This window comes from Halomicrobium sp. HM KBTZ05, from assembly GCF_041530035.1.
Taxonomy (GTDB): domain Archaea; phylum Halobacteriota; class Halobacteria; order Halobacteriales; family Haloarculaceae; genus Halomicrobium.
On the sequence record NZ_CP168057.1, the window covers coordinates 2,749,339 to 2,773,468 of the forward strand.

Below are 24,130 nucleotides of genomic sequence, written 5' to 3' on the forward strand. Positions count from 1 at the left end.
GTCGCGAGGTCACTCGACTTCGGGCACGCGTGTGCGCTCGTCTGCCCACCGGCTGTCGGACTCCGCTTCCAGCAGTTCCTCCAGGCGCTCCTCGAACTCTCCCTCCGAGATTTCGCCGCTGACGTACTGTTCCCGGAGTCTCGCGTAGGGATCGAGATCGGCGTCGTCGACGAGGTTCTTTCCCTTCGAGAACTCCTCGCCCATCGACCGCCAAAGGCTCTCCTCGCGCCGGTCGGCGACGAACGAGAGCGAATCACCGAGCACGGCGACAACTGGGGCCACAATCAAGAACCCCAGGACAAATATCGCTCCCATCACTTGCGGTATTCCCGTGATCACGGCACCGATAATGCCGACGACGAACGTCGAGAGCATCAGATACGGGAGCAGACGAGTGAGCCGCATCGGAAAGGGATCGAACATAGCCCGGACTCAGGACTCCTCTTCGAGCAGCCGTTCGCGGTCGGTGACACCTTCGACCGACCGCTCGGTCGTGACGTCTTCGGTCGCCAGCAGCCTGTCGAGGCGTGACTCGAACTCCTCCTCGGAGAGTTCCCCGCGTGCGTACCGCTCGCGGAGGACTTCGACGGGATCAGTGTCGTCGAGCGAAGCCTCGACCTCGCGTCCGTCTTCAGCATCCTCGGCCGCGACCAGCGGGAAATCCGATCCGAGGAGAGCGATCAGCGGGAGCAGGAGGAAGAACCCGAGAATAGACAGCGCGGCGATCATCGATCCGGGGGCTCCGAGGACGGCGACCAGCGAGGTCAGGCCAAACGTCAGGATGGCGACGACACCGGCGAATCGCCACTTCTCCATGGGGAACAGGGCGCTCATGGATCGGCGTACGAACACCGCACACAAAAGTATCCGCGATTACGCGAAGTCGTCGTAGGTCGGGCGCTCGTGGTCGCCGGGGAACCCGTCGACCGGCGCGGTCGTCTGCTCGCCGCTGGCCATGTCCTTGACCGTCACCTCGTCGTTTTCGAGGTCGTTCTCGCCGACGATGACGACCGTCTCGGCGTTGATCGAGTCCGCATAGCCCATCTGGGCCCCGAAGCTGCGGTCCGACACGTCGGCCTCGACGACGTGACCGGCCGCCCGGAGTTCCCGCGCGATACGGGCCGCGACGGGGCGAGTGTCACCGACCTGCAGGACGTAGTAGTCCGTCGACACCGCCTCCTCGGGCCAGACGCCCGCCCGCTGGAGCAAGAGCGGGAGCGTCGAGTTCAGCACGCCCGGCGCGAAGCCCACCGCTGGCGTCGGCTCGCCGCCGAAGCCCTCGATCAGGTCGTCGTACCGACCGCCACCGAAGACCGCCCGAGAGACCTCGCCGGTCGAGTCGAAACACTCGAAGACGACGCCGGTGTAGTAGTCGAACCCGCGGGCGGTGGTCAGCGAGATCGTACAGTACTCTCGGACGCCGAAGTCCTCCGCGGCCGCGAGGACGGCTTCGAGGTTCTCGACGGCGTCTGCGACCTGCTCGGAGCCGCTCATCTCCGCGAGCACAGCCAGATCGTCGTCGCCGGCCTGGAGCCACTCGTCGAACTGCTCGGCCTGGGCGGGGGAGAGCCCCGCGTCGGTGAGGCCCTGGACGTACTCGTCGCGGTCGATCTTCGCCCGCTTGTCGACGACGCGAATCGCGTCCTGGGTGTCCACGTCGGCCTCGAAGGATTCGAGCAGTCCCGTGAGGATGTCGCGGTGCGAGACCCGGAAGTCGAAGTCGTCGCCGCCCAGGCCCAGTCGAGTCAGCATGTCGGCCGCGACCGCCAGGATCTCGGCGTCGGCCGTCGGCTCGCTCGACCCGAAGATGTCGATGTTCGTCTGGTGGAACTCCCGGAATCGGCCCTGCTGGACCTGCTCGTAGCGCCAGAACGGCCGCGTCGACACCCACTTGATCGGCTTGGACAGCTCCTGTTGCTTGGCGACGACCATCCGGGCCACCGTCGGCGTCAGCTCCGGCGTCAGCGCAACGTCGCGTCCGCCCTTGTCCTCGAAGTGGTACAGTTCCTCGACGATCTCCTCGCCGCTCTTGTCGACGTACATCTCGGTGGCCTCCAGGGCCGGCGTCGTGATCTCACGGAAGCCGTACTGGCGGGCCGTCGTCTCGATCTCGTCGATGACCTGGCGGTAGGCGGCCATCTCGGCGGGGTAGACGTCTCGAAACCCCTTCAGCGAGTCGTACATGTCACCGGCTACAGCCAGCGCCCGCTTGAAACTGTCCTTCCCCGGCTACCGCCGGCCGACGACGCGAGACTGCGTGTGCTTGGGGAACACGTCGGCGACCGTCTCCGGCCCGTACTCGTCGCGAAGCAGCGCCCGCAATTCGGTCTCGTAGTCGGCCTTGGCGATCGTCTCGCTCGGTCCGGTCTCGACCCGCAGTCGCCGGTCGGCGAGGTCGTCGATCGCCGCGCGGCCGAACCCGGCAAGCGGCGCGAGGTAGTCCACGCCGAAGCGGTCCTCGACGCTCTGGGCCAGCGAGCGGTCGACCGTCGGCACGCGGTCGTCCCGGCGCGTCCCGTCTGCGACGGCCGAAAAGTCGCCGTCTGCGATCGTCTCGACGGCGTGTTCGTGGACCTGCTGGATCCCGTTTCGAGGGTAGCCGTCCTCGACCATCCGCTCGGCCGCCCGCGCCGCGACGGCTGGATCGAGTTCGATCGTCTCGAAGGGGAGGTCGACACCAGCGGCCGCACGCCGGCCGGGGGCGACCACGTCGGCGATCCCGAACGTCGCCGTGACGAGCGTGGGCTCGTAGAACGGTTCCAGAACGAGTGCTGCGAGCGTCGAGTCCTTCCCGCCGCTGTACAGGACCCCACAGCGCATCTACCTGCGCTCGATGTCGAAGCTCTTGGAGTCGGGAGTCAGCTCTTTGAGCAGCTGCTTCATCTTCTCGTCGTCGATCTTGCCCTGAATTCGGCCGCTCTGGGCCAGCGAGACGACCTGTTGCTCGATCTGCTCGCCGCGCTGTGGCTTGGACATCTTCAGCGTGTTGAGCCGTTTGCGAGCCTCGTCGGTGAGGTTCTGTCGCAGGACTGCCTTCTTCTGGGCCTCTCGCTGCTGTTTGGCCTCCTCGCGGGCCTCGGCGTCGGCCTCACCGCCCTGCTGTTCTTTCAGCTGTTCCATCTTCTTTTCGCGCAGTTCTTCGAGTCGTTCCTCGTCTGGTTCACCGCTCATGCTGTCTCTACCACCACTACTGGCTTCGCGCCAAAATTTCTTTCCACCTAAGCCCTCGGCAGGTCGCTGGCGCGACTGCCTCACCCGTAGTTATCCACCGTCAGAGCAAGTTCTGACGAGCAGTGCGTTCGCAAGCACACGTACGACACCGGAATCGCCGCTGGCGATTCCGGCCTTTTTCATCGACGTTCGATAGAGCGGAGCTCTATCGCAGCCCATCAGAAGTCTTCGACTTCTGAGGACGTTTTTGCGCGAGTGGTTCGAGCGCGCCGAAGGTGCGACTCGAACCCGAAGCGGAAAACGGTCGTTAAGCGTAGCGTTCGAGCTCGGGACGGTCGAGGTCTTCGAGGACCTCACCGGCGAGTTCGTCGAGGAACGCGCGGCCGTCGGCCGAGACGCGGCGACCCTCGCCACCGGCGGCTTCGACGTAGCCGACTTCTTCGAGCTGCTGGAGGATCGTCCGGATGATGTTGCCAGAGGCGTCGGTCTTCTGGTGGGGACGGACCTCGTAGCGGTTGGTCCCCTTCTTCGAGGTACCGTAGGCGGTTCGGAGCGCGCCGACGCCGACGGGGCCGTCCGTGGCGACCTTCCGGAGGACGCTTGCGGCGCGGCGCTGCCAGAAGTCGTCCTGTTCCGGTGGGAGTTCGCGATCGATACCGGTCTTGGTGAACTCGGCCCAGTCGGGCGCGTCGATGGCGTCCTCCTCGGCGAGCTCGACCGCGGCGGCCTCGATGAGCTCGTCCGCGGGCACGTCGTAGAGCGTCGTCATTGCACTCTGGTTCCCGTCGGCGTCATTTAAGGCCATCGTTTACTACCGGGCCTGGGCCGTGCGAGAGGTCGTCACACGGCGTGTGGCGACAGTCTCCGGGGGGTGGTGTGGGTGGCCATCGCCCAGGGCGACGCTGGCGTTCGTTACTCGCCGCCTCTGGCCCGGTCGGCACCGAGGAAACTGGCGACGCCGCCGCCGATCAGAATCGGGAGCCAGTAGGTCGCGCCCCGGTAGAGGAGCGCGCCGGACAGCGCGACCGCAGAGGGAACGCCGGTCGTCGCGACCAGCAGTGTCGCAAGCACCGACTCGATGGCACCGGACCCGCCCGGCAGCGGGGCGATGCCGGCGACCATCGCGACCGGAATCGCCAGCATCACCGAAGAGAACTCGACCGGTTCGCCGAGCGCGTACATCGAGAGCCACAGTGTGACGCCGAGCGCGAGCCACCCCATCGCCGAAAAGCTCGTTGCGACGACGAGCGACCGTCGATCTCCGGCGACGCGGTCGATCGAGCTGAAGAAGCGCTCGATCCGGTGTTCGAGTCCACCCGGCGAAGGGGGGGTCCAGCGGGGGACGACGCGGCCGACCGTGCGGGCGACGGGGGTGAGAAACCGGACGACGGCCGCTTCGAGTTCGTACCGGTAGCGCCACCCCAGATAGGCAGCGGTCGGCAGCCCGACGGCGAGCGCCGCGATCGCGCCAGCGGCGAACAACAGATTGCGCCCGAGTTGTACCGCACCGGCGGCGACGAAGGTGAACGCGCCGACGGCGAAGCCGATCGAGGGCACGAAGTGGAGCGTGTCGACGCTGGCGATGGCAGCGAGCCCGGTCTCGTACTCGGTGTCGGCGGCCTCGGAGATGAGAAGCGCACTGACCGGCTCGCCGCCGGCCTGCCCGAAGGGCGTGATGTTGTTCGAGAACACCGCCGCCGAGAAGACGAGAATCGCGGTGTGAGACGCCACCGGCGCGCCCAGCGAGGCGAGGACGGTCTTGAGCGCCATCCCCCAGAGGCAGAGCCAGAGGACGGCGACGGCGACCATACCGGCCAGCACCGACCGGTCGGCCCGCGAGAGCGCGGCGAGGATGTCGCCAGCGCCGACGAACCAGACGAGCGCCCCGAGGACGACGAGCGTGCCGGCGAACCCGACGATCGTCGGGAGGCGATCGGCCATACCGAGGCGAGAAGCGGCTCGCGTTTCAAATCACCGATACCGGTGGCCAAAAGCGGGACTGCGACGGTTTTTGTGGCTGGCCAGCCAGACACAGCCATGGACGAACGCGCGGCACTCGCGATGATCGGCACACAACTGCCGGGGGCGGGCGACGACTGTGCCGTCGTCGACGGCCAGGTGCTGACGACCGACATGCTCCACGAGACGACGGACTTCCCCGACGGGACGACCCGTTACACCGCCGGCTGGCGCGCAGTCGGGGCCTCGCTGTCGGACGTGGCGGCGATGGGTGCCGACGCGACCGCGGCCGTGGCGGTGTACGGCGCGCCGACGTTCGAGGCCGACGCGCTGACGGCGTTCGTCGAGGGTGCCAGCGAGGTGTGTGAGGCAGTCGGAGCCGAGTACGTCGGCGGCGACCTCGACGGCCACGACGAGTTCACGGTCGCGACGACCGGGCTCGGCCGGACGGACGATCCGGTGTTGCGCTCCGGGGCGAGCGTCGGCGACGTGGTCTGTGTCACCGGCACGCTCGGTCGGAGCGGCGCGGGACTCCGGCTGTTCGAGCGTGGCGACGACGAGCGGGCCAACGAGCTGTTTCGCTTCGAGCCACGTGTCGCGGCCGGGACGGCGCTGTCCGATATCGCGACGGCCATGATGGACTCCAGCGACGGGCTGGCCCGCTCGCTCCACCAGCTCGCCGCGGCGTCGGACTGCGGGATGGCCGTCGAGACCCCGTTGCCGATCGACGACAGCGTCGACGACGTGGCCGACGGACGCGACGAACGCCTCGAACTGGGGGCGTTCTTCGGCGAGGACTTCGAACTCGTTTGCACGGTGCCCGAAGACGAGGTCGAACGGGCTCGGGCCGCGACGCCCTGTCCGCTCACGCCGATCGGCACCGTCACCGAGGGCGGAGTGACGCTCGACGGCGAGCCACTCCCCGACCGGGGTTACAGCCACTGATACGGGTTACCGTCGTTCCGAGGGCAGTGTTTCGTGAACAGATTTTGGGTAGCAACGACTACATTCGCTTCACTAAACACGAGCGTTCCGAGCGGTCACGTCACCAGTTCGAACGGCACCGGAGTGAAACAGAGGATCCCCAGGACGAACGTAAAGACGCCCAGCAGCGTCCGCTTGGAGTCGAGCGGCGAGTCCCGGATGGGAGTCGCCGGGCCGGCGTAGGCCAGTCCCGTCGCCAGCAGCCCCCACATGACCCAGATGCCGACGGCGTTGGTCACGTCCTGCAGGAAGTAGAGGTAGCCGGCCAGCCCGAACAGCGCCGCGGGAACGGCAGCGGCGATCGTCTCCTGGCGCTCGCCGTACAGCGCCCGGACGATGTGGCCGCCGTCGAGCTGGCCCACCGGGAGGAGGTTCAGGAACGTGATGAACATCCCGACCCACCCGCCGAAGACGACCGGGTGGATCGTCCCGGAGCGAAGCGTCTCCAGTGTGCCGGTGGCGGCGGCGATCAGCTCCAGCAAGAGCGGGTTGTGAAAGCGGACCACCGGCGCGTCGGAGCCGGCGGCGATCGCCTCCTGCGTGACGACGGGGTCGAGCTGGAGCCCGATCGCCGAGACGACGACCGTCGCGACGAGGCCCGCCAGCGGTCCGGACGCTCCGATGTCGAACAGCGCCTTGCGGTCGGGGATCCGCCCCTTCATACGGATGACCGCGCCCATCGTCCCGATCAGCGTCGGGAACGGGATGAAGTAGGGGAGGCTCGCGTCGACGCCGTGGTACCGGCTCGCGACGTAGTGTCCCAGCTCGTGGACCGCGAGGACGCCGAGGACGGCCGCCACGAACGGCCAGGCCCGGAAGATCCCGAGGGGGTTCGCGCCGAGATCGACGTGGTACCACTGGACGGCACCGACCAGCAGCGTCGACCCGATGGTCAGCAGCGCCAGGAGGATGTTCGTCCAGGGGATCCCGTCGATCCCGACGGAGTGGGGACGAGCCACGAGGACCCAGCCGTGGGTCGGCATCGGCGTGTCGGCGTCGGTGTCGTACTCCCGCTCCAGCGAGATCTCGTAGCCAGACTCTCGAAACCGGTCCCAGAGCCGTCGCTCGACGGCGTCTGGCTGGACGCGGGGCCGTCCGACGTAGAGGAGCCGATCCCCGTCGCGGCGGACCTGGTAGACCTGAAAGACGGACGCGAGGTCCTCGACCGACGGTGCGGTCGTCGGCGAGTCGGTCCGATCCATCACGCGCTACTAGCCGTCGAGCGAGCATAAAACCCCGGACGGGGACCACGCCGTCGGGAACGAGTAGAAGAACGCGCTCGGAGCGTCCTGCGAGCTGCGGGAACCGAGAGACCGACTAGGCGGGCTCGACGCGCCACGTCGTCGCGCTCGTGTACGACCACTTCTCGACCTCGATCTCGGACGCCGACTCCTTCAGCTTGACCATGAGCGCGCCGATCTCTTTGGGAGAGAGACCGACTTCGTCTGCGATGAACTTGCTCTTGAAGTACAGTTCACCGTTGTTGGCCTTCTCTTTGAGGAAGGCAGCCAGACGCTCTTCCTTGCTCAGCTCGTCCGTGGAGGGCTGCACAGTTGTGCTCATCTTTGGAACCTCACTCGTCTGTACCCCCCGTAGGAGTATATAAAGGCGGGAAGCTTCGGGACGATTCGACCACTTTCAGCGTGAAGCGCCGAAAAACAGACCTTTTACGAGCGCCTCATATCCTTCGAGACATTTTACAAGCGGTTTTGAGGGCGTTTTGGCCAGAGTTTTGTTCTCGGGAAAGAAAACGAAAAGATATGCGTTCAGAGAGTCGTTCCCGCTCAAAAATAAGAGTTTCTTGCCGCATCTTCTGGCGACCGTGTGACGGGCGTCAGACTGCTGGCTGTCACTTCGTGTAGAGATTCGCCTCGCTGGAGTGGCGAGATCGTTCACAGAGGGACAGCCGACGGTGTCAGGCGTCTTGACAACCCTTAAGCCTGCATCGGGGTTACGCAGGCACAATGAAAGTAGTCGTCTCCGTCGGCGGGAGCGTCCTCGCCCCCAATCTGGAACCGGACCGGATCGGCGAGTACGCTCGCGTCATCGAGACACTCGACGAAGCGGGACACGAGATCGGAATCGTCGTCGGTGGCGGCCCCACGGCGCGGGAGTACATCACGACGGCGCGGGAACTCGGGGCCAACGAGATCGAACTCGACCAGCTCGGGATCGCCGTCACGCGGCTCAACAGCCGGCTCCTGATCGCCGCGCTGGGGGATGGAGCCGCGCCGGCACCGATCGAGAGCTACGACGAGGGGCGGGCAGCCCTCAAACGAGGCGACGTTCCCGTCATGGGCGGGACCGTCGCCGGCCAGACCACCGACGCCGTCAGCGCCGCACTCGCGGAACACGTCGGCGCGGACCTGCTCGTGTACGCGACCAGCGTTCCGGGCGTGTTCAGCGCCGACCCCAACGAGGACGACGACGCCGAGCGCTACGAGGAGATCGCTGCCGGCGAACTCGTCGATCTGATCGCCGGCATCGAGATGAACGCCGGGAGCAACGCGCCGGTCGACCTGCTGGCGGCGAAGATCATCGAGCGGGCCGGGCTCCGGTCGATCGTCCTCGACGGCACCGACCCGACGGCGGTTCGACGCGCCGTCGAAACGGGCGAACACGACGGCACCGACGTGGTCCCCGAGAATCTCGGTGCCGCTCCGACGGCGTGGGATCGAGCATGAGCGAGAGCGATCCAGGGGACGACAGCACACGGCAGACGGCAACGCGAGACCCGTACGCGCTGGGCGATCACGACGGCGAACAGGGTCCCGACGACCGGGCGGTGTTCTGGGCGGACGCGGTCGCCGACGAGATCGAGGCCCGAGAACCCACCGAGCCAGTCGTCATCAAGGGCGCGATCTCCCCCTCGGGCGTCCCCCACCTGGGCAACGTCAACGAGATCATGCGGGGCTACTTCGTCGCCGAATCCCTGCGAGAGCGCGGGTACGAGGTCCAGCAGGTGTTTACCACCGACGACCGGGACCCGCTCCGGAAGCTCCCCCGTAAGCTCGCCGATCTCGACGGCAACATCGTCGATCTGGGGGAAGTCAACGCCGGTGCGCTCGGCCAGAATCTCGGGCGTCCCTACACGGACGTACCGGACCCCTTCGGCTGCTGTGACTCCTACGGCGAGCACTTCTCGAACCTGATCGCCGACTGTGCGGAGCTGCTCGGCGTCGACATCGAGATCGTCTCGACGACGGACCTCTACGAAGACGGTTCCTTCGAGGAACTGACCCGCTACGTCCTCGACAATCAAGAGCGGGCACGGGACGTACTGGGCGAGTACCAGGACAAGGTCGACGCGGACTACGTCCCGTTCAACCCGATCTGCGGAGAGTGTGGGAAGGTCACCGAAACCGTCACGGCCGTGGATACGGACGCCGGCACCGTCGAGTACCGCTGTACTGACATGGAGGCCGGCGACCGCGTCATCGAGGGCTGTGGCCACGAAGGAAGCGCGACGCTGCGGGACGGCAAGCTGCCCTGGCGCTTCGAGTGGCCGGCGGGCTGGGACGTGCTCGGCGTCGACTTCGAGCCGTTCGGGAAGGACCACGCCGAGGGGTCCTGGCCTTCCGGCGTCGACATCGCGGAGAACGTCTTCGAGATCGCGCCGCCGGTGCCGATGGTCTACGAGTGGTTCACGCTCGACGGCGAGCCGTTCTCCTCTTCCGAGGGCCACGTCGTGATGGTCCACGACGTACTGGAGCTGCTGGAGCCGGCGGTCGTCCGGTACTTCTTCTCGAAAGATCCCAGCAAGGCACGGGACTTCAGCATCGAGCGCCTCGACCAGCTGGTCGACGACTTCGACCGGACCGAGCGCCTCTACTTCGGCGAGGAAGACGGGACCGACCGAGAGGAGGCACTCGGCGAGCAAGCCTACCCGCCCTCGATCAGGCCGACCGTCGCCGACCGCTTCGACGAGGCGTTCGGCGAGGGTGCGTGGCGGTCGGTCGCCAACGACCGGACGGCCCGCGAGACCGTCGCGGACCTGCTCGCCGAGGAGTACGCCGACCGCGTCCGCATCCCCTACACCTTCGCCGCGGTGCTCGGGATGTTCGACGATCCCGAGTTGCGGACGGACGTGGCTCGCAAGGAGGGACATCTCGCCGACGACACCCCCGAGTGGGCCGTCGAGACCGCGATGGAGCGGGTCGACCTGGCCAGCGAGTGGGCCCGCCGGACGGACAACGAGTTCAACTACGAGCTCAAGCGCGCCGAGCTGCCCGAGACCGACTTCGACGCAGCCACCGAGACCGCACTGGACGAGCTGGCCGACTTCGTCGCCGAGGGCCACGACGGCGAGACGATCCAGGGCGAGATCTACGAGACCGCAAAGCGCCACGACGTGCCGATCGGTGACCTCTTCAGCGCCGGCTACCGGCTCCTGTTCGACGAATCGGAGGGGCCACAGCTCGGCCCCTTCGTCGCGAAGCTCGACCGGGAGTTCGTCGTCGAACGGTTCCGCCGGAATCGGTAGACCAAACCCTCTTTGCCGGGTGGTTCCTGTATCCGATCGAATGGTCAGTACGTTCACGTGGGTCCTCGTCGGAGTGGTTGCTTACTCCATTCTCGGGATGCTCCTGCGAACCTGGGGTGTGCTCCCGGAGTACGTCCATCTGTCGGGCCCGATCGCGACCCTCCACACGAAGCGTGGTCGGCGGTTCGTCGACTGGCTCGCGACGCCCAAACGGGCGTGGCGAGCGTGGGGCAACGTCGGCGTCGGCGTCGGACTGGTCGTCATGGTCGGTTCGTTCTTCTACGTCGTGTTGGCGGCCGTCCTCGCAGTGCGGGATCCGGCTCCGAGTGCCGTCACCGAGCCGCGAAACGTCCTCGTGATTCCCGGCGTCAACGACTTCCTCCCGCTGTCGGTGGCCGGCGAGATCGTCGCCGGTCTCGTGGTGGCGCTGGTCGTCCACGAGGGCGGACACGCGCTGCTGTGTCGGGTCGGCGACATCGAGATCGAGTCGATGGGGCTGGCCCTCCTCACGATCGTGCCGCTGGGCGCGTTCGTCGAACCGAACGAAGAGGGCGTCAGCCTCTCGGACCGGGGCAAACAGATCCGGATGTACGTCGCGGGCGTGACGAACAACTTCGCGGTGAGCCTGCTCTGTCTGGGGCTGCTGTTCGGGCCGGTGATCGCCGGCTTCGGCGTGGTCCAGGGCGTCCACGTCGGCGGCACGCTCCCCGGCGGGCCCGCAGACCAGGCCGGCATCGAGAGCGGGTCGGTCATCACCGGTATCGACGGCCAGTCGGTCGCAAACGCCACGGAGATGCAACAGCGCCTCGACGAGGCCGGTGGCACGGTCGAGGTCACCCTCCAGAACGGGACGGTCACGACCGTCGACCGCGCGGTGGTCGTCGTCGGAGCGGTGTCCGGGGCACCGGTCCAGACCAACCGGACGATCGTCGCGGTCAACGGGACCGCGGTGAACACGACGACCGCGTTCAACGACGCCGTCCAGGACAGAAGCGTCGCACGGCTCACGCTGGACAACGGTGAAACCGTCGAGACGGCGATCGGCGGCTACACCGTCGTCGCCGAAGACGGTCCGCTCGAAGCGGAGGGCGCACCCGCAGGCGCAGCGTTCGTCGTGACGGCCGTCGACGGCCAGCGGACCGCGACGGCGGCCGACCTCGTGAGCGCGATCGGCCAGCGCGAACCCGGCGAGACGATCCGGCTCGCGGGCTACGTCGACGGCCAGCGCGAGACCTACGAGATCACGCTCGCGGAAGCGAGTCGGAGCGATCCGGGGATCGGCGTCGACTACGTCGCACGCGGGACCAGCGGGCTCTCGGTGGGTGACTTCGGCATCGAGACGTACCCGGCCGAGCGGTTCCTCGCGATGCTCGGCGGCGACGTGCCCGGTCAGCAGCCCTTCGAGTCGACCCCGTTCCTCCAGCGGATCGGCCTGGCGCTGGCGCTGCCCTTCGCGTCGATCGTCGAGGGACTCAGCTACAACTTCCCTGGCTTCACCGGGATCGCCGCGAACTTCTACACAGTCTCGGGGCCGCTGAGCGCACTGGGGACCGACGGGGCCTTCGTCCTCGCGAATCTCCTGTTCTGGACCGGCTGGCTCAACCTCGTCGTCGGCCAGTTCAACCTCGTGCCGACCTACCCCCTCGACGGCGGCCACATCCTGCGCGTGTGTTCGGAGTCGATTGCCGCTCGCCTCCCGATCGAGCGTCGCGAAGGGCTCGTGAAAGCGATCACCTACGGCGTCTCGCTGACGATGATCGGGAGTTTCGTCTTCATCATCGCGGTCCCGCAGCTACTCGGGTAGTCCGCCCGTCAGCGGGCGGGTTCGCTCGGCCCGGCGATCGGGACACTTCGTCAATGCTAAACGGACTGCTGGGAAAGGCCCGGTATGTTCCGCCAGACCCGCTCGGAGGTCGAGACGGCGCTCGAAGCCGCGCTGGAGGCGCTCGATCTCCCCAGTGAGGACCTCGGTATCGAGGAACCGCCCGAAGACGTGGCGGCCGTGCTCGCGTCTAGCGCGGCGTTTCGGCTCGCGGGCGAGGTCGGTGCGCCACCGCCGGCAGTCGCCGCCGACATCGCCGACGCGATCGACCCCGGCGACCTGACCTACGTCGACAGCGTCGAACAGCGAGGCCCGTACGTCAACTTCCTGCCCAGCGACGCCTACTTCGGCGAGACGCTGGCGGCCGCACAGGCCGACAACTACGGGCGGCTCCCGGATCGCGAGACGAGCGTCGTCGTCGAACACACGTCCGCGAACCCGACAGGGCCGGTCCACGTGGGCCGGGCTCGCAATCCGATCATCGGCGACGCGCTGTCTCGCGTGCTCGACTACGCCGGCTACGACGTGGATCGCCACTACTACGTCAACGACGCCGGCCGCCAGATGGCGGTGTTCACCTGGGCCTACGAGACCTTCGACGAGGACGACCTCCCGGAGCCCGAACGGGACTCGCCGGAGTACGAGATGGTCCGGTACTACCGCAAGGGCAACAGCTTCCTCGAAGAGGCCGACGCCGACCGCGTCGAAGACGCCGAAAGCGAGATCCAGTCGATCTTGCAGGGTCTGGAGGCAGGCGACGAAGACGCCTACGAACGGGTCGGCGAGGTCGTCGACACCGTGCTGGGCGGGATGAGTGAGACGCTCGGCCGGCTCCCGGCCGAGTTCGACGAGTTCGTCAAAGAGACGCGGTTCATGCGCAACGACGCGACCGAGGACCTCGTCGACCGGCTCAAAGCCCTCGACCAGGCGGTGTACGAGGAAGACGCCTGGCAGCTCGACCTGCCCGGCTTCGAGAAGAACCTCGTCTTCCTGCGCTCGGACGGCACCTCGCTGTACACCACGCGGGACCTGGCCCACCACGAGTGGAAGTTCGACACCTACGATCGGGCCGTGACGGTGCTGGGGGAAGACCACAAGCTCCAGGCCGACCAGCTCGACACCACGCTGGACCTGCTCGGCCACGACACCGACCAGCTCAGCCAGGTGTTCTACTCGTGGGTGAACCTCCCCGAGGGCGGCATGAGCACCCGCGAGGGAACCGGGATCGACCTCGACGACCTGCTGGACGAAGCGATCGACCGTGCGCGCGAGGAAGTCGAGAGCCGAATCGACACCCGCAACCGCGACGACGACCTCGACGAGACGGACATCGAACGGATCGCCCACCAGGTCGGCATCGGCGCGGTCCGGTACGACATCGTCTCCAAACAGCCGACGAAGGGGATCACCTTCGAGTGGGACCGCGCGCTCGACTTCGAGGCGCAGTCGGCACCGTACGTCCAGTACGTCCACGCGCGGTGCTGTGGCATCCTCAGCGAGGCGGGACACGCTGTGGCGGAGGGCGAAGAGCGAGCGCCCGAATCGACGGCGGCGGATCTCGACGCGGCCCCGCTGGCGACCGAGGCCGAACGGGATCTGCTGCGAGAGATCGCGCGGTTCCCCGCCGTGATCGAGCAGGCCGCCGACGAACACCGCCCCCACGTCGTCGCGACCTACACTCGCACGCTCGCCGAGCAGTTCAACACCTTCTACCGAGAGTGTCCGGTGCTGGACGCCGAGTCAGACACCAGGCAGGCGCGCCTCGCGCTCGTCGATGCGGCCAGACACGCGATCGCGAACGCGCTAGACGCCATCGGTATCGCGGCTCCCCGGTCGATGTGAGCGCGCTCGGCCGAAAGATCAGCTGAACAGACCGAAGACGCCGCCGGACTCTTCTTCCTCTTCCTCGTCGTCGTCGCTCTCGTCGACGAACCACGTCTCTTCGAGAACGGTTTCGAGGTCGGCCGCCCGCTCGCCCCGGAAGAACATCGCAGCCATCGACTCGGACAACTGGTCGAACGCGCTCGCCGCGCGACTGTCTGGCGCGTTGAGCACGAGGGGCTCGACGGCGGTGGCCTCCTGATCGTCGGGGATGACCGCAAGCAACTCGAAGCCGAGCCGTTCGGAGATCTCGGCGATGTCCGTGTGTCTGGTGACGCGGTTGACGACCACGCCGACCACGTCCCCGTCGATGCGGTCGGCGAGCTGGGCAGTCTTGACCGTGTCACCGACGGCCACGTCGTCCGGTGTCGTCACGAGCAGAATGCCGTCGGCCAGACCGAGCGGAACGGCGACCTCGTGGCTGAGACCCGCACCGGTGTCGATCAGGACCACGTCGTAGGCGTTGCGCAGCGTCTTGATCACCTTGCGCAGCTTCGCCGGATCGGCGTCCGCGAACGCCTCCAGGGACTGCTCGCCGGGGATGATCGTCAGTCCGCCCGGGGCGTCGGTCAGGGCGTCACTGACTGCCGCGTCCCCGGCGAGAATTTCGTGGAGAGAAGCGTGATGCTCGATGCCGAGCATCGATCCGAGATTCGCCATCCCGAGATCCGCGTCGACCACGACGACGTCGTGGCCTGCCTCCTGGAGGGCGGCTCCGACGTTGACCGCCGTCGTGGTCTTGCCGACCCCGCCTTTGCCACCCGCGATGGTACACACGTAGCCCGCCATAGTTAGATACCTTAGCTCAAGGTTGGCTATCATATAAAGCCGCCCGTCACACGTGATCCGACGGCTCTCGCTGTCAACAGTTACTTACCCGCGCTCAGCCAACGTTGGCCCAATGAGCGAGTCCGAGCAGGAGCAATCCGACAAACAAAAATACGAGTTCAAGAAGGTCATCGAGAAGCTCAAGGGGTACGACGGATCCGGGACGCAACTGGTGACGATCTACGTGCCAGAGGACAAGCAGATCAGCGACGTCGTCGCCCACGTCACACAGGAACACTCCGAAGCGTCCAACATCAAGTCGAAGCAGACCCGGACCAACGTCCAGGACGCCCTGACCAGCATCAAAGACCGGCTCCGCTACTACGGGAACACGCCACCCGAGAACGGGATGGTCCTGTTCTCCGGAGCGGTCGACTCCAGTGGCGGACGCACCGAGATGGTCACGGAGGTCTTAGAGAGTCCGCCCGACCCCATCCAGTCGTTTCGCTACCACTGTGACTCGGATTTCCTCACCGAGCCGCTGGCGGAGATGTTGGCCGACAAGGGACTGTTCGGCCTGATCGTCCTCGACCGCCGCGAGGCGAACGTCGGCTGGCTCAAGGGCAAGCGCGTCGAACCCGTCAAGTCCGCCTCGTCGCTGGTCCCGGGCAAGCAGCGGAAAGGTGGTCAGTCCGCACAGCGGTTCGCACGGCTGCGCCTGGAGGCCATCGACAACTTCTATCAGGAGGTCGCCGAGATGGCCAACGACCTGTTCGTCTCGCGTCGCCACGAGATGGACGGCATCCTCGTGGGGGGGCCGTCGCCGACGAAAGACGAGTTCCTCGACGGCGACTACCTCCACCACGAACTCGGTGACAACGTCCTCGGGAAGTTCGACGTGGCCTACACCGACGAGTCCGGACTGTACGATCTCGTCGACGCCGCAAGCGAGATCCTCGCCGAGCACGAGATCCTCCAGGACAAGGAGGCCATGGAGGAGTTCTTTAAGGAACTCCACGACGGCGATCTGGCGACCTACGGCTTCGGCCCGACCCGCGAGAACCTCATCATGGGGTCGGTCGACCGCCTGCTCATCTCCGAAGATCTCCGGAAGGACGTGCTCATCTACACCTGTGAGAACGGCCACGACGAGTACGAGATGGTCAATCGGTCGGCGTCGATCGACGACCACGACTGCTCGCGGTGTGGCGAGACCGTCCCCGCCGAGGAGGCCGACCGCGAGGACGCGATCGACCACCTCATGGAGATCGCCCAGCAACGCGGGAGCGAGACGCTGTTCATCTCGACGGACTTCGAGAAGGGCGAACAGCTCCTGTCGGCCTTCGGCGGCGTCGCCGGACTCCTGCGCTACTCGACTGGCGTCTAACGGACACGTTTTTCGGCACGAAGACGGACGGGAAGCGATGGCTAGCGCTTCGTGTGAACCGTCCGAAAGTCAGAGGCACGGTCGCCCGGGACAGGGCGACCGGGTGCGGCACGTCCAAGGTGGCATGGGAAGGATGATGTTGTGGTGGGGTGGGGATGGTGAGTGGGCACAACACCGCTGTGGCGTCGTGGACTGGAACGTCCACGTCCTGATGCCGCACATGGTTGTATAGCCCACACATATAAAGAACTGGTACCTTACTAGTTTGGTTCTCCCGGAGACCACCACGAGATCGTCACAGCAGTTGTTCGAGCTGGTGGCGACGACGGCCGAGGTCGACCTCGCTTTCGATCGCGGGATCGGCGTCGAGTCGATCGATCACCAGCAGTGGATCGGTACCGGCACGCTCGACACGCTCCAGTAGCGCGGCGATCTCGTCGCGATACAGTGCCAGCGAGGAGAGCAGGCCGAGCAACAGCGCCATCGGGACGGCGGCCCCGCCGTCGGGGAACGCGTCGCCCAGGGGCGAGAAGTCCGGTTCGCTGGCGGGCGGGTCCACGGCGGGACGGACGGACAGGCACCGCGGACACAGCGACGCGCCCGGTTCTTCGCCGGGGAGATACTCCCGGAGCTCGGGATCGACGGCGAAGACGACGGTCTCGTGGCCACACTCGGGACAGTCCATGCACTGACGTGGGCGTGGCACGGGCAAAAGCTCGGCGGCGAAAAGCGGCGTCGACGCCAGTCAGTCGTCGGCGGCGACGGCGGCGGTCTCTTCGGCTTCCGCGTTCTCTTCCTCGCGAGCGGCGGCTTCCTCTTCTTCTTTCTTGTTCTTGATCTTCTTCATGCGGAAGATCTCTTCGCGCTCCTGTTCTTCGAGCTTCTGCTCGATGTACTCCTTGTTGTCGTACAGATCGGGCAGCAGCTTGAACTCCAGAGCGTTGACGCGGCGCTTGGTGGTCTCGATCTCTTCGAGCATCTTCTTCATCGCGGTCTCGACCTCGGCCGCGAGGATGATGTTCTCGATGAGCTCCTCGTAGGCGTCGGCGGCCTCGTCGATCCGGGCCGACGTGCCCATGACGCCGTATCCACGCTCGTCGAGGGACTTGCGGACCTTGCTGGACTCGATCTGGGGGACGACGACGCCCATGATGTTCTTGGACTGGGTCGTCAGCTCCGGATGCTCCTTGAGTGCGGCCGCGGCACCGCGGACGGCCACGTCGCCGTCCATCGCCCGGGCCATGTTGATCGCGTGCTGGGCGCGATCGTAGGAGTCGTCGAGGTCGGATCGAACGTCCTGTGCCTGATCGAGGATGTCCATGAACTCCATGATGAGGCCGTCGCGTTTCTTCTCCAGCGTGTCGTGGCCCCGTTCCGAGAGGTCGATGCGATCCTCGATTCGCATCAGCTCTTTCCGGGTGGGTTTGACGTCCTTGGCCATTACCGGGGCGTTACGGGCCCAGTCGGATAACCTTTTACAGTTCCCACGGCCGGGACGAGGCCGATCACCGTCCTGACGCGGTCGTTACCCCCAAATTCCCTGTCGCACGTCGAGCCAGGTGACGACGACGACGTGGGGTAGGGTCAGCACCGCGAGCAAGACGAGATAGAGCCCGCCGATCTCGGAGACGCCGGCCACGGTCGTCGGAACGGCCAGTGCGAGGCCGCCAAACAGGACGACTGCACCGATCGTCGCCGGAAGCGCGTCCCGCGTGAAGCGACCGACCGCACGCGCGACGGCACCGCGATCCAGTGCCGCCAGCGCGACCCCGTCGAGTTCGGTCAGTCGAGCGATGTGACGCACCGAGTGCCACAGCGCGAAGTAGACTCCGATCGCCAGAACCGGCGGAACGACGGCGAAAAAGCCCCACAAAAGCGCAGTCTCGGCGGCATCGAGGAGCCAGGCGCGTCTCGGGCCGGCCACGGCGAGCCCGGCGGCCAGCGTCACTACCGTAATGGCGGCGAATCCGATCCCGGCCGCGAGGCGCACCTCCTGGGTGAACAGCGGCGCGAGCGACGCGACCCGACCGGGGTCGAACAGCGAGACGACCGTCCGGGCGACGGCGGCGTACCGATCCGGAAAGAAGACCAGCGGGACCAACATCGGGAGGCCGCCGCGGACGACCACCGTCAGCGCCGCGACGACCCGGTTGTCCAGGTGACGGCCGTCGGCGAGCGTCGCCAACGGATACACGTCGCCCTGTCCCCAGTGAAACCACGTCAGGGCGACGAAAGCGACGAACGCGAGGGCCGGGGCGAGAAACCAGACGGCAGTGTACAGTACTGCGAGTCCGAGATACCCCGCACAGAACGCCGCGAGGAACCGGGGGGTGAGATCGACGCCCAGCGTTCGCGCGACCGAGTGATGGTCGGCAGCGCCGTGTGGCAGCCCGAAACAGAGCAGCGTCACCAGCAAAACGCCGTAGCGAACCGGAACGGCGGTCGACACGCCCAGCGTGTGTGCGACCGTGACAGCACCGAGCAGCAGCCAGGCTGGCAGAAAGGTCCAGCGGGCGAGGCGGCGACGGCCCGACCGCAGCCGCCGGCCCCGATCTGCAGTCACCTCGACTGCCATCGGTCGATCACCCACGGGTACAACAGCAGACCCTGTACGACGAAGACGTTTGTCACGAGGAAGAACGCGGCCTCTTCGAGTGGCAGTCCGAGGACGGCCAGCCCCGTCGTGTACTGCTCCGAGAGGATCCAGATGCCCGACTCCAGGGCGACGCGATCCGCGATCCAGAGGTACGCCGTCGGCGCGAAGACGGCCACGACGAGCGTCTGTCCCCGAGCGAGGAGGTACGGCCACCCGACGGCCCACTGGAGCGCAAGCACCGGGCCGCTCCAGGCGACGATCGCACCGAGGTAGAAGGTCGCGTCGGTCGTGAGGAGAGCCACACCGACGAGGCCGACGAGCGCTCCGGCCGCAGCCCCGACCACTCGATCACGGGCGGAGACCGTCGTCTCGTCGTTGGCCGGCATCCCCGGCGAGATCACGTGCAGCCACAGCGCGGCGACCAGTGGCTGCAAGAGGATAAACAGGTACTCCTCGATGGGTGCGTGCCAGATGACGGCCGCGACGCTGTCGGTGCCGTACGACCAGACGCCCCGCAGGATGAGGTAGTTGTCCCAGGGCACGGTGTACAGCATCGCCACTGCGACGATGACGGCGACGGCGAGGGGACGGACCTCGCTTCGGGTCGTCCGCGAGCGAATCCCCGCGACCCCCACGAGTACCGCGAGCGCCGGGAGGACGAACAGCGCGTGAAATTGGACGTATGTGAAAGCGGCCATTGTGAAGTACTGAAACGCGGGTGTACTGAGACGGCGCTGTACGGACGGTGCGTCGGACGGACCGTCGTGACGACGACGGCCCGAGTCGGTTACACTACCGGACAGGTCGTCCTGAGTGTTTCGGCTGGAGTGCCGAAAGGGGAGCGCTCAGTCGGCTACGGCTGCGCCTTCCGACGCGGTCTGGCCCTCGTCGAGGACCGCGTGACTCTGGAGCAGGATGATCCCGAAGCCGATCTTGGCGGTCAGGTCGAGCACCATGAACGCGGCCGTCTCGATCGGGAGGCCGACGAGTCCGAGGCCCTCGGTCCCGACCAACCACAGGACGGGGTACACGAGCCACAGGACAAGCACCAGGTTGCGCAGCGTCGAGAACTTCGACTGCAAGTCACCCGAGAGCTCGCTCGCCCGGTCGGTGAGGTTGCTGAACAGGAAGTACAGCAAGACCAGCAGGAAGCCGGTGCTGATACCCCACCAGACGAGGCGTTCGGCACCCGCCGAGAGGACGCCCGAACCCGCCGACAGCGTCGCGAGCGCACCGGTACCGATCATCAGCACGTCCAGACCGACCAGCGAGTAGATCGTGTTCCGGTCGGCCCCCGCGAGCAGGGCGAGGTCGTACAGCAGCAACGGCGTCGTGAACAGCCAGTCAGTGTATCTCGCCCAGTAGATCGCCCGTTCCTCGCCTCCGAGTTCGATGGTCGTGACACCGAAGCCCAGTGCCATCGAGAGGTAGTTCACGAAGGCGATCGCGGCGATCATGATCGTCGCGATGTAGAACTTCTGGCGACGCTGGTCGGAGACACTCCAGCCCCTGGCGATGAAGTACAACATCCCCAGGAACATCCCTGCCGTCCCGACCCACAGGAATATGCTTTCGCCGCCCGGTACGTACGTACTCATGCCAGACTGTAACATGGTTCATGTCGTAATAACGGCCCGTCACTTAAACAGCCCATGCCAACAGGGATTGGTACGCGTGTCGAACCCCGTCGAGGAGACGCGAACCAGACACAGACACCACGTAGAGCAGCTTCGCCGGCTCGGCAAAACCTGCCGAAAGGGAAACCACCAGACGGCGAGGGGACTCGTCGGCTCGGTCGAGACGATTGCTCGACACCCGCTCGTGTCGAGGCGGTCGCGTCGAGAAAGTGCGGCCGCTGGCGATCCGATCACGACTGGGAAAAATGGACGGAAACGAGGCGTCAGTCCGCGGTGACTTCCTGGGTCTCGTCTTCGCGGTAGTGTTCCTCGATCAGGTCCTCGTCGATACGGTTGAGTGCGTCCTTGGGCAGCATCGAGAGGAGGTCCCAGCCGAGTTCGAGCGTCTCGTCGATGGAGCGATCGGTGTCGATCCCCTGGTCGACGAACTCCGTCTCGAACCGGTCGGCGAAGTCGAGGTACTTGTTGTCCAGGTCCGACAGCGCCTCGCGGCCGACGATGTTGACGAGGTCGCGCAGGTCCTCACCTTCCGCGTAGGCTGCGAAGATCTGGTCTTTCACGTCGGCGTGGTCGGCGCGGGTCAGTCCCTCGCCGATCCCGTCGTCCATCAGCCGCGAGAGGCTCGGCAGGACGTTGATCGGCGGTTCGATCCCCTGGCTGTTGAGGTCCCGATCGATGTAGATCTGGCCCTCGGTGATGTAGCCGGTCAGGTCCGGGATCGGGTGCGTGTCGTCGTCGCCCGGCATCGTGAGGATCGGAATCTGGGTGACAGAGCCCTCCCGACCCTCGATCCGACCGGCGCGCTCGTAGAGCTGTGCCAGGTCGGTGTACATGTATCCGGGGTAGCCACGGCGACCCGGGACCTCTTCTCGTGCGGCACCGATCTCGCGCAGTGCCTCACAGTAGTTGGTCATGTCCGTGAGGATCACGAGCACGTGATACCCCTTGTCGAAAGCGAGGTACTCCGCGGTCGTCAGTGCGAGCCGCGGGGTGAGCGTCCGCTCGACGGCGGGGTCGTCTGCGAGGTTCATGAAGACGACGGAGCGTTCGAGTGCGCCGGTGCGCTCGAAGTCGTCCATGAACTCGTTTGCCTCTTCCTGGGTGATCCCCATCGCGCCGAAGATCACTGCGAACTCCGAGCCCTCGTCGTCGTCGCCCTCCTCCTCTTCCGGGACGCTCGCCTGACGGGCGATCTGGAGTGCCAGGTCGTTGTGGGGCAGTCCCGACGCCGAGAAGATCGGCAGTTTCTGACCGCGAACGAGCGTGTTCATCCCGTCGATACCGGAGACGCCAGTCTGGATGAACTCCTCGGGGTACTCCCGAGAGTAGGGGTTGATCGCCTTGCCGACGATGTCACGTCGCTCGTCCGGTTCGATCTCGGGGCCACCGTCGATCGGGTCACCGGAACCACTGAGGACACGCCCCAGCAGGTCCTCGGTGAGCTTCATCTTCATCGTCTCGCCGAGGAAGCGCACGGAGGAATTGCGGTCGATCCCCGTCGTTCCCTCGAAGACCTGGATCGCGACGTAGTCGCTCGTCGATTCCAGCACCTGGCCGCGGCGAACGTCGCCGTCGCCGGTGTCGATCTCGACGATTTCGTCGTAACCGACTGGCTCGTCGACTTCCGCGAACACCAGCGGGCCGCTGATCTCCGTGATTGTCTCGTATTCTTTCTTCATCGTTAGTACAGCTCCTGAATTTCGCTCTCGATGTCCGCTTCGAGTTCGTCGATGTACTCGTTGTAGTCCTCCTGGACACCGATCCGGTTGAGCCGCGGGACGGCCTCGAGGTCCGTCAGCTCCTCGACCGGGACCCCGGCGTCGAGCGCGTCGAACGCCTCGTCGTTGTAGGTCTTGATGGCGTCGAGGATACGGTAGGTCTTCTCGGGCTCACAGTAGGTGTCCGTCGGGTGGAACGCGTTCTGCTGGAGCCACGCCTCACGCAGGTAGCGTGCGACTTCCAGCGTGAGCTGCTGGTCTTCCGGCAGCGCGTCCTTCCCGACGAGCTGGACGATCTCCTGGAGTTCCGCTTCCTCGTCGAGGGTGTCGATACCCCACTGGCGCTTCTCCGGCCAGTCGTCGCGGACGTTCTCGACGAACCACGGGTCGAGCTGGTCGCGATACAGGGAGTACGACTCGTTCCAGTTGATCGACGGGAAGTGGCGACGTTCCGCCAGGTCTGCGTCCAGCGCCCAGAACGTCTTGACGATACGCAGCGTGTTCTGGGTGACCGGCTCGGAGAAGTCCCCGCCCGGCGGCGAGACCGCCCCGATGACGGAGACCGACCCTTCGGAGCCGTTGATGTTCTCGAAGTAGCCGGCCCGCTCGTAGAACTCCGAGAGGCGCGCGGCGAGGTACGCCGGGTACCCCTCTTCGCCGGGCATCTCTTCGAGTCGGGAGGAAATCTCCCGCATGGCCTCGGCCCACCGAGAGGTGGAGTCGGCCATCAGTGCCACGTCGTAGCCCATGTCACGGAAGTACTCCGCGATCGTGATTCCCGTGTAGACACAGGATTCGCGGGCTGCGACCGGCATGTTCGAGGTGTTCGCGATGAGGCAGGTCCGGTCCATCAGCGCGTTGCCGGTGGTCGGGTCCTCCAGTTCGGGGAAGTCCTCGATCACTTCGGTCATCTCGTTGCCACGCTCGCCACAGCCGACGTAGACGACGATGTCCGCGTCGGCCCACTTGGCGAGCTGGTGCTGGGTGACCGTCTTTCCCGAGCCGAACGGGCCGGGAATCGCGGCCGTCCCACCCTTCGCGATGGGGAACAGACCGTCGAGCACTCGCTGGCCGGAGATCAGTGGCGTGGTCGGCGTCTGCTTCTCCTCGGAGGGGCGCTGCTGGCGCACCGGCCACTCCTGGCGCATCTGGATCTCTTCGCCGGTGTCGAGTTCGACGACCGGTTCCTCGACGGTGAAGTTACCCGACTCGGCGGCGACGACTTCGCCGCCGTCGGAGTCGGGCGGCACCATCACTTTGTGGTCGATACTGGGCGTCTCGGGGACGGTCCCGACGATGTCGCCGCTGGAAACTTCGTCTCCAGCCTCGACTTCGGGCTCGAACTCCCAGGTCTTCTCTAAGTCGATGCCGGGAGCGTCGACGCCGCGGTCGAGGTAGGGCGACCCCATCTTCTCTTCGAGAACGTCCAGCGGGCGCTGGACGCCGTCGTAGATCGCGTCCAGCATCCCCGGACCCAGGTCGACGGACAGCGGGGAACCGGTCCCTTCGACCGGTTCGCCCGGAGAGACGTCGGAGGTCTCCTCGTACACCTGGATCGTGGTGATGTCGCCTTCGATCTCGATCACTTCGCCCATCAGCCCTTCCGAACCGACGTACACCACGTCGTTCATCCGGGCGTCGAGGCCGGTCGCCGTGACGACTGGCCCCGAGACGCTGTCGATGACGCCGTCTTCACGGACGTCGGATTCTGTCGCTTGACTCAT

At 66.2% G+C, this 24,130-nt stretch carries 23 protein-coding genes; 6 read left to right on the forward strand and 17 right to left on the reverse strand.

The window, feature by feature from the left end; translation table 11 throughout:
* Nucleotides 1-9: 9 nt before the first annotated feature.
* From ACAH01_RS14280 to ACAH01_RS14310, 7 genes are all read right to left on the reverse strand, one after another.
* On the reverse strand, nt 10-375 hold the full coding sequence (locus tag ACAH01_RS14280; RefSeq protein WP_372479640.1) for an SHOCT domain-containing protein: 366 nt from the start codon (nt 373-375) through the stop codon (nt 10-12).
* Nucleotides 376-432: 57 nt separating this feature from the next.
* Nucleotides 433-834, reverse strand: a complete 402-nt coding sequence (locus tag ACAH01_RS14285) for an SHOCT domain-containing protein (protein ID WP_153552433.1) — start codon at nt 832-834, stop codon at nt 433-435.
* A gap of 39 nt (nt 835-873) precedes the next feature.
* Nucleotides 874-2,184 carry a histidine--tRNA ligase gene (hisS, locus tag ACAH01_RS14290; RefSeq protein WP_372479642.1) on the reverse strand — a complete coding sequence of 437 codons (1,311 nt, stop codon included), beginning with the start codon at nt 2,182-2,184 and terminating at the stop codon, nt 874-876.
* 45 nt (nt 2,185-2,229) lie between these two features.
* The gene (locus ACAH01_RS14295; protein ID WP_372479643.1) at nt 2,230-2,820 is read right to left on the reverse strand and encodes an alpha hydrolase; all 591 of its coding nucleotides are present in this window, start codon (nt 2,818-2,820) and stop codon (nt 2,230-2,232) included.
* A complete protein-coding gene (locus ACAH01_RS14300; RefSeq protein WP_153552430.1) occupies nt 2,821-3,171 on the reverse strand; it encodes a DNA-binding protein in 351 nt (116 codons plus the stop codon).
* Nucleotides 3,172-3,478: 307 nt separating this feature from the next.
* Entirely contained in the window at nt 3,479-3,940 is a 462-nt protein-coding gene (locus ACAH01_RS14305; protein WP_372479644.1) for a 30S ribosomal protein S19e, read from the reverse strand.
* A gap of 143 nt (nt 3,941-4,083) precedes the next feature.
* On the reverse strand, nt 4,084-5,112 hold the full coding sequence (locus ACAH01_RS14310) for a YbhN family protein (protein WP_372479645.1): 1,029 nt from the start codon (nt 5,110-5,112) through the stop codon (nt 4,084-4,086).
* A 96-nt stretch (nt 5,113-5,208) separates the two neighbouring features.
* Between ACAH01_RS14310 and thiL the strand changes: the two genes are divergently transcribed.
* On the forward strand, nt 5,209-6,075 hold the full coding sequence (thiL, locus tag ACAH01_RS14315; RefSeq protein WP_372479646.1) for a thiamine-phosphate kinase: 867 nt from the start codon (nt 5,209-5,211) through the stop codon (nt 6,073-6,075).
* A gap of 95 nt (nt 6,076-6,170) precedes the next feature.
* Here thiL and ACAH01_RS14320 read toward each other — a convergent pair whose 3' ends face one another.
* Together ACAH01_RS14320 and ACAH01_RS14325 are read right to left on the reverse strand one after the other, a co-directional pair.
* Nucleotides 6,171-7,316 (reverse strand): site-2 protease family protein, encoded by a 1,146-nt coding sequence (locus ACAH01_RS14320; RefSeq protein ID WP_153552426.1) that lies wholly within the window; start codon nt 7,314-7,316, stop codon nt 6,171-6,173.
* A 115-nt stretch (nt 7,317-7,431) separates the two neighbouring features.
* Nucleotides 7,432-7,677: a hypothetical protein gene (locus ACAH01_RS14325; protein WP_153552425.1), complete on the reverse strand. Its 246-nt coding sequence runs from the start codon at nt 7,675-7,677 to the stop codon at nt 7,432-7,434.
* A 401-nt stretch (nt 7,678-8,078) separates the two neighbouring features.
* Between ACAH01_RS14325 and pyrH the strand changes: the two genes are divergently transcribed.
* The 4 genes from pyrH to argS all read left to right on the forward strand — a co-directional run bounded on the left by pyrH (nt 8,079) and on the right by argS (nt 14,261).
* Nucleotides 8,079-8,798, forward strand: coding sequence for a UMP kinase (gene pyrH, locus ACAH01_RS14330; protein WP_372479647.1), 720 nt, complete (start codon nt 8,079-8,081; stop codon nt 8,796-8,798).
* Nucleotides 8,795-10,597 (forward strand): lysine--tRNA ligase, encoded by a 1,803-nt coding sequence (lysS, locus tag ACAH01_RS14335; protein WP_372479648.1) that lies wholly within the window; start codon nt 8,795-8,797, stop codon nt 10,595-10,597. Before pyrH ends, lysS begins: the two co-directional genes overlap by 4 nt.
* A gap of 40 nt (nt 10,598-10,637) precedes the next feature.
* Nucleotides 10,638-12,401, forward strand: a complete 1,764-nt coding sequence (locus ACAH01_RS14340) for a site-2 protease family protein (RefSeq protein WP_372479649.1) — start codon at nt 10,638-10,640, stop codon at nt 12,399-12,401.
* A gap of 84 nt (nt 12,402-12,485) precedes the next feature.
* Nucleotides 12,486-14,261, forward strand: a complete 1,776-nt coding sequence (argS, locus tag ACAH01_RS14345) for an arginine--tRNA ligase (protein ID WP_372479650.1) — start codon at nt 12,486-12,488, stop codon at nt 14,259-14,261.
* A gap of 18 nt (nt 14,262-14,279) precedes the next feature.
* Here the strand turns inward: argS and ACAH01_RS14350 are convergent, their stop codons facing one another.
* Nucleotides 14,280-15,089, reverse strand: a complete 810-nt coding sequence (locus tag ACAH01_RS14350) for a MinD/ParA family protein (RefSeq protein ID WP_372479651.1) — start codon at nt 15,087-15,089, stop codon at nt 14,280-14,282.
* 112 nt (nt 15,090-15,201) lie between these two features.
* Between ACAH01_RS14350 and prf1 the strand changes: the two genes are divergently transcribed.
* Nucleotides 15,202-16,455, forward strand: a complete 1,254-nt coding sequence (gene prf1 / locus ACAH01_RS14355) for a peptide chain release factor aRF-1 (protein WP_372479652.1) — start codon at nt 15,202-15,204, stop codon at nt 16,453-16,455.
* Between the two features lie 295 nt (nt 16,456-16,750).
* Here the strand turns inward: prf1 and ACAH01_RS14360 are convergent, their stop codons facing one another.
* From ACAH01_RS14360 to ACAH01_RS14390, 7 genes are all read right to left on the reverse strand, one after another.
* Entirely contained in the window at nt 16,751-17,140 is a 390-nt protein-coding gene (locus ACAH01_RS14360) for a DUF6276 family protein (protein ID WP_208628290.1), read from the reverse strand.
* A gap of 60 nt (nt 17,141-17,200) precedes the next feature.
* Nucleotides 17,201-17,896, reverse strand: a complete 696-nt coding sequence (locus tag ACAH01_RS14365) for a V-type ATP synthase subunit D (protein ID WP_372479653.1) — start codon at nt 17,894-17,896, stop codon at nt 17,201-17,203.
* Between the two features lie 84 nt (nt 17,897-17,980).
* Complete coding sequence (locus tag ACAH01_RS14370) at nt 17,981-19,030, reverse strand: Brp/Blh family beta-carotene 15,15'-dioxygenase (protein ID WP_372479654.1); 1,050 nt, start codon at nt 19,028-19,030, stop codon at nt 17,981-17,983.
* Nucleotides 19,015-19,749, reverse strand: a complete 735-nt coding sequence (locus tag ACAH01_RS14375) for a lycopene cyclase domain-containing protein (protein WP_372479655.1) — start codon at nt 19,747-19,749, stop codon at nt 19,015-19,017. The genes ACAH01_RS14370 and ACAH01_RS14375 overlap by 16 nt, the downstream gene beginning before the upstream one ends.
* A 147-nt stretch (nt 19,750-19,896) precedes the next feature.
* Nucleotides 19,897-20,592: a bacteriorhodopsin gene (locus tag ACAH01_RS14380; protein ID WP_372480810.1), complete on the reverse strand. Its 696-nt coding sequence runs from the start codon at nt 20,590-20,592 to the stop codon at nt 19,897-19,899.
* A 359-nt stretch (nt 20,593-20,951) separates the two neighbouring features.
* The gene (locus tag ACAH01_RS14385) at nt 20,952-22,367 is read right to left on the reverse strand and encodes a V-type ATP synthase subunit B (RefSeq protein ID WP_153552413.1); all 1,416 of its coding nucleotides are present in this window, start codon (nt 22,365-22,367) and stop codon (nt 20,952-20,954) included.
* 2 nt (nt 22,368-22,369) lie between these two features.
* Entirely contained in the window at nt 22,370-24,130 is a 1,761-nt protein-coding gene (locus ACAH01_RS14390; RefSeq protein WP_372479656.1) for an ATP synthase subunit A, read from the reverse strand.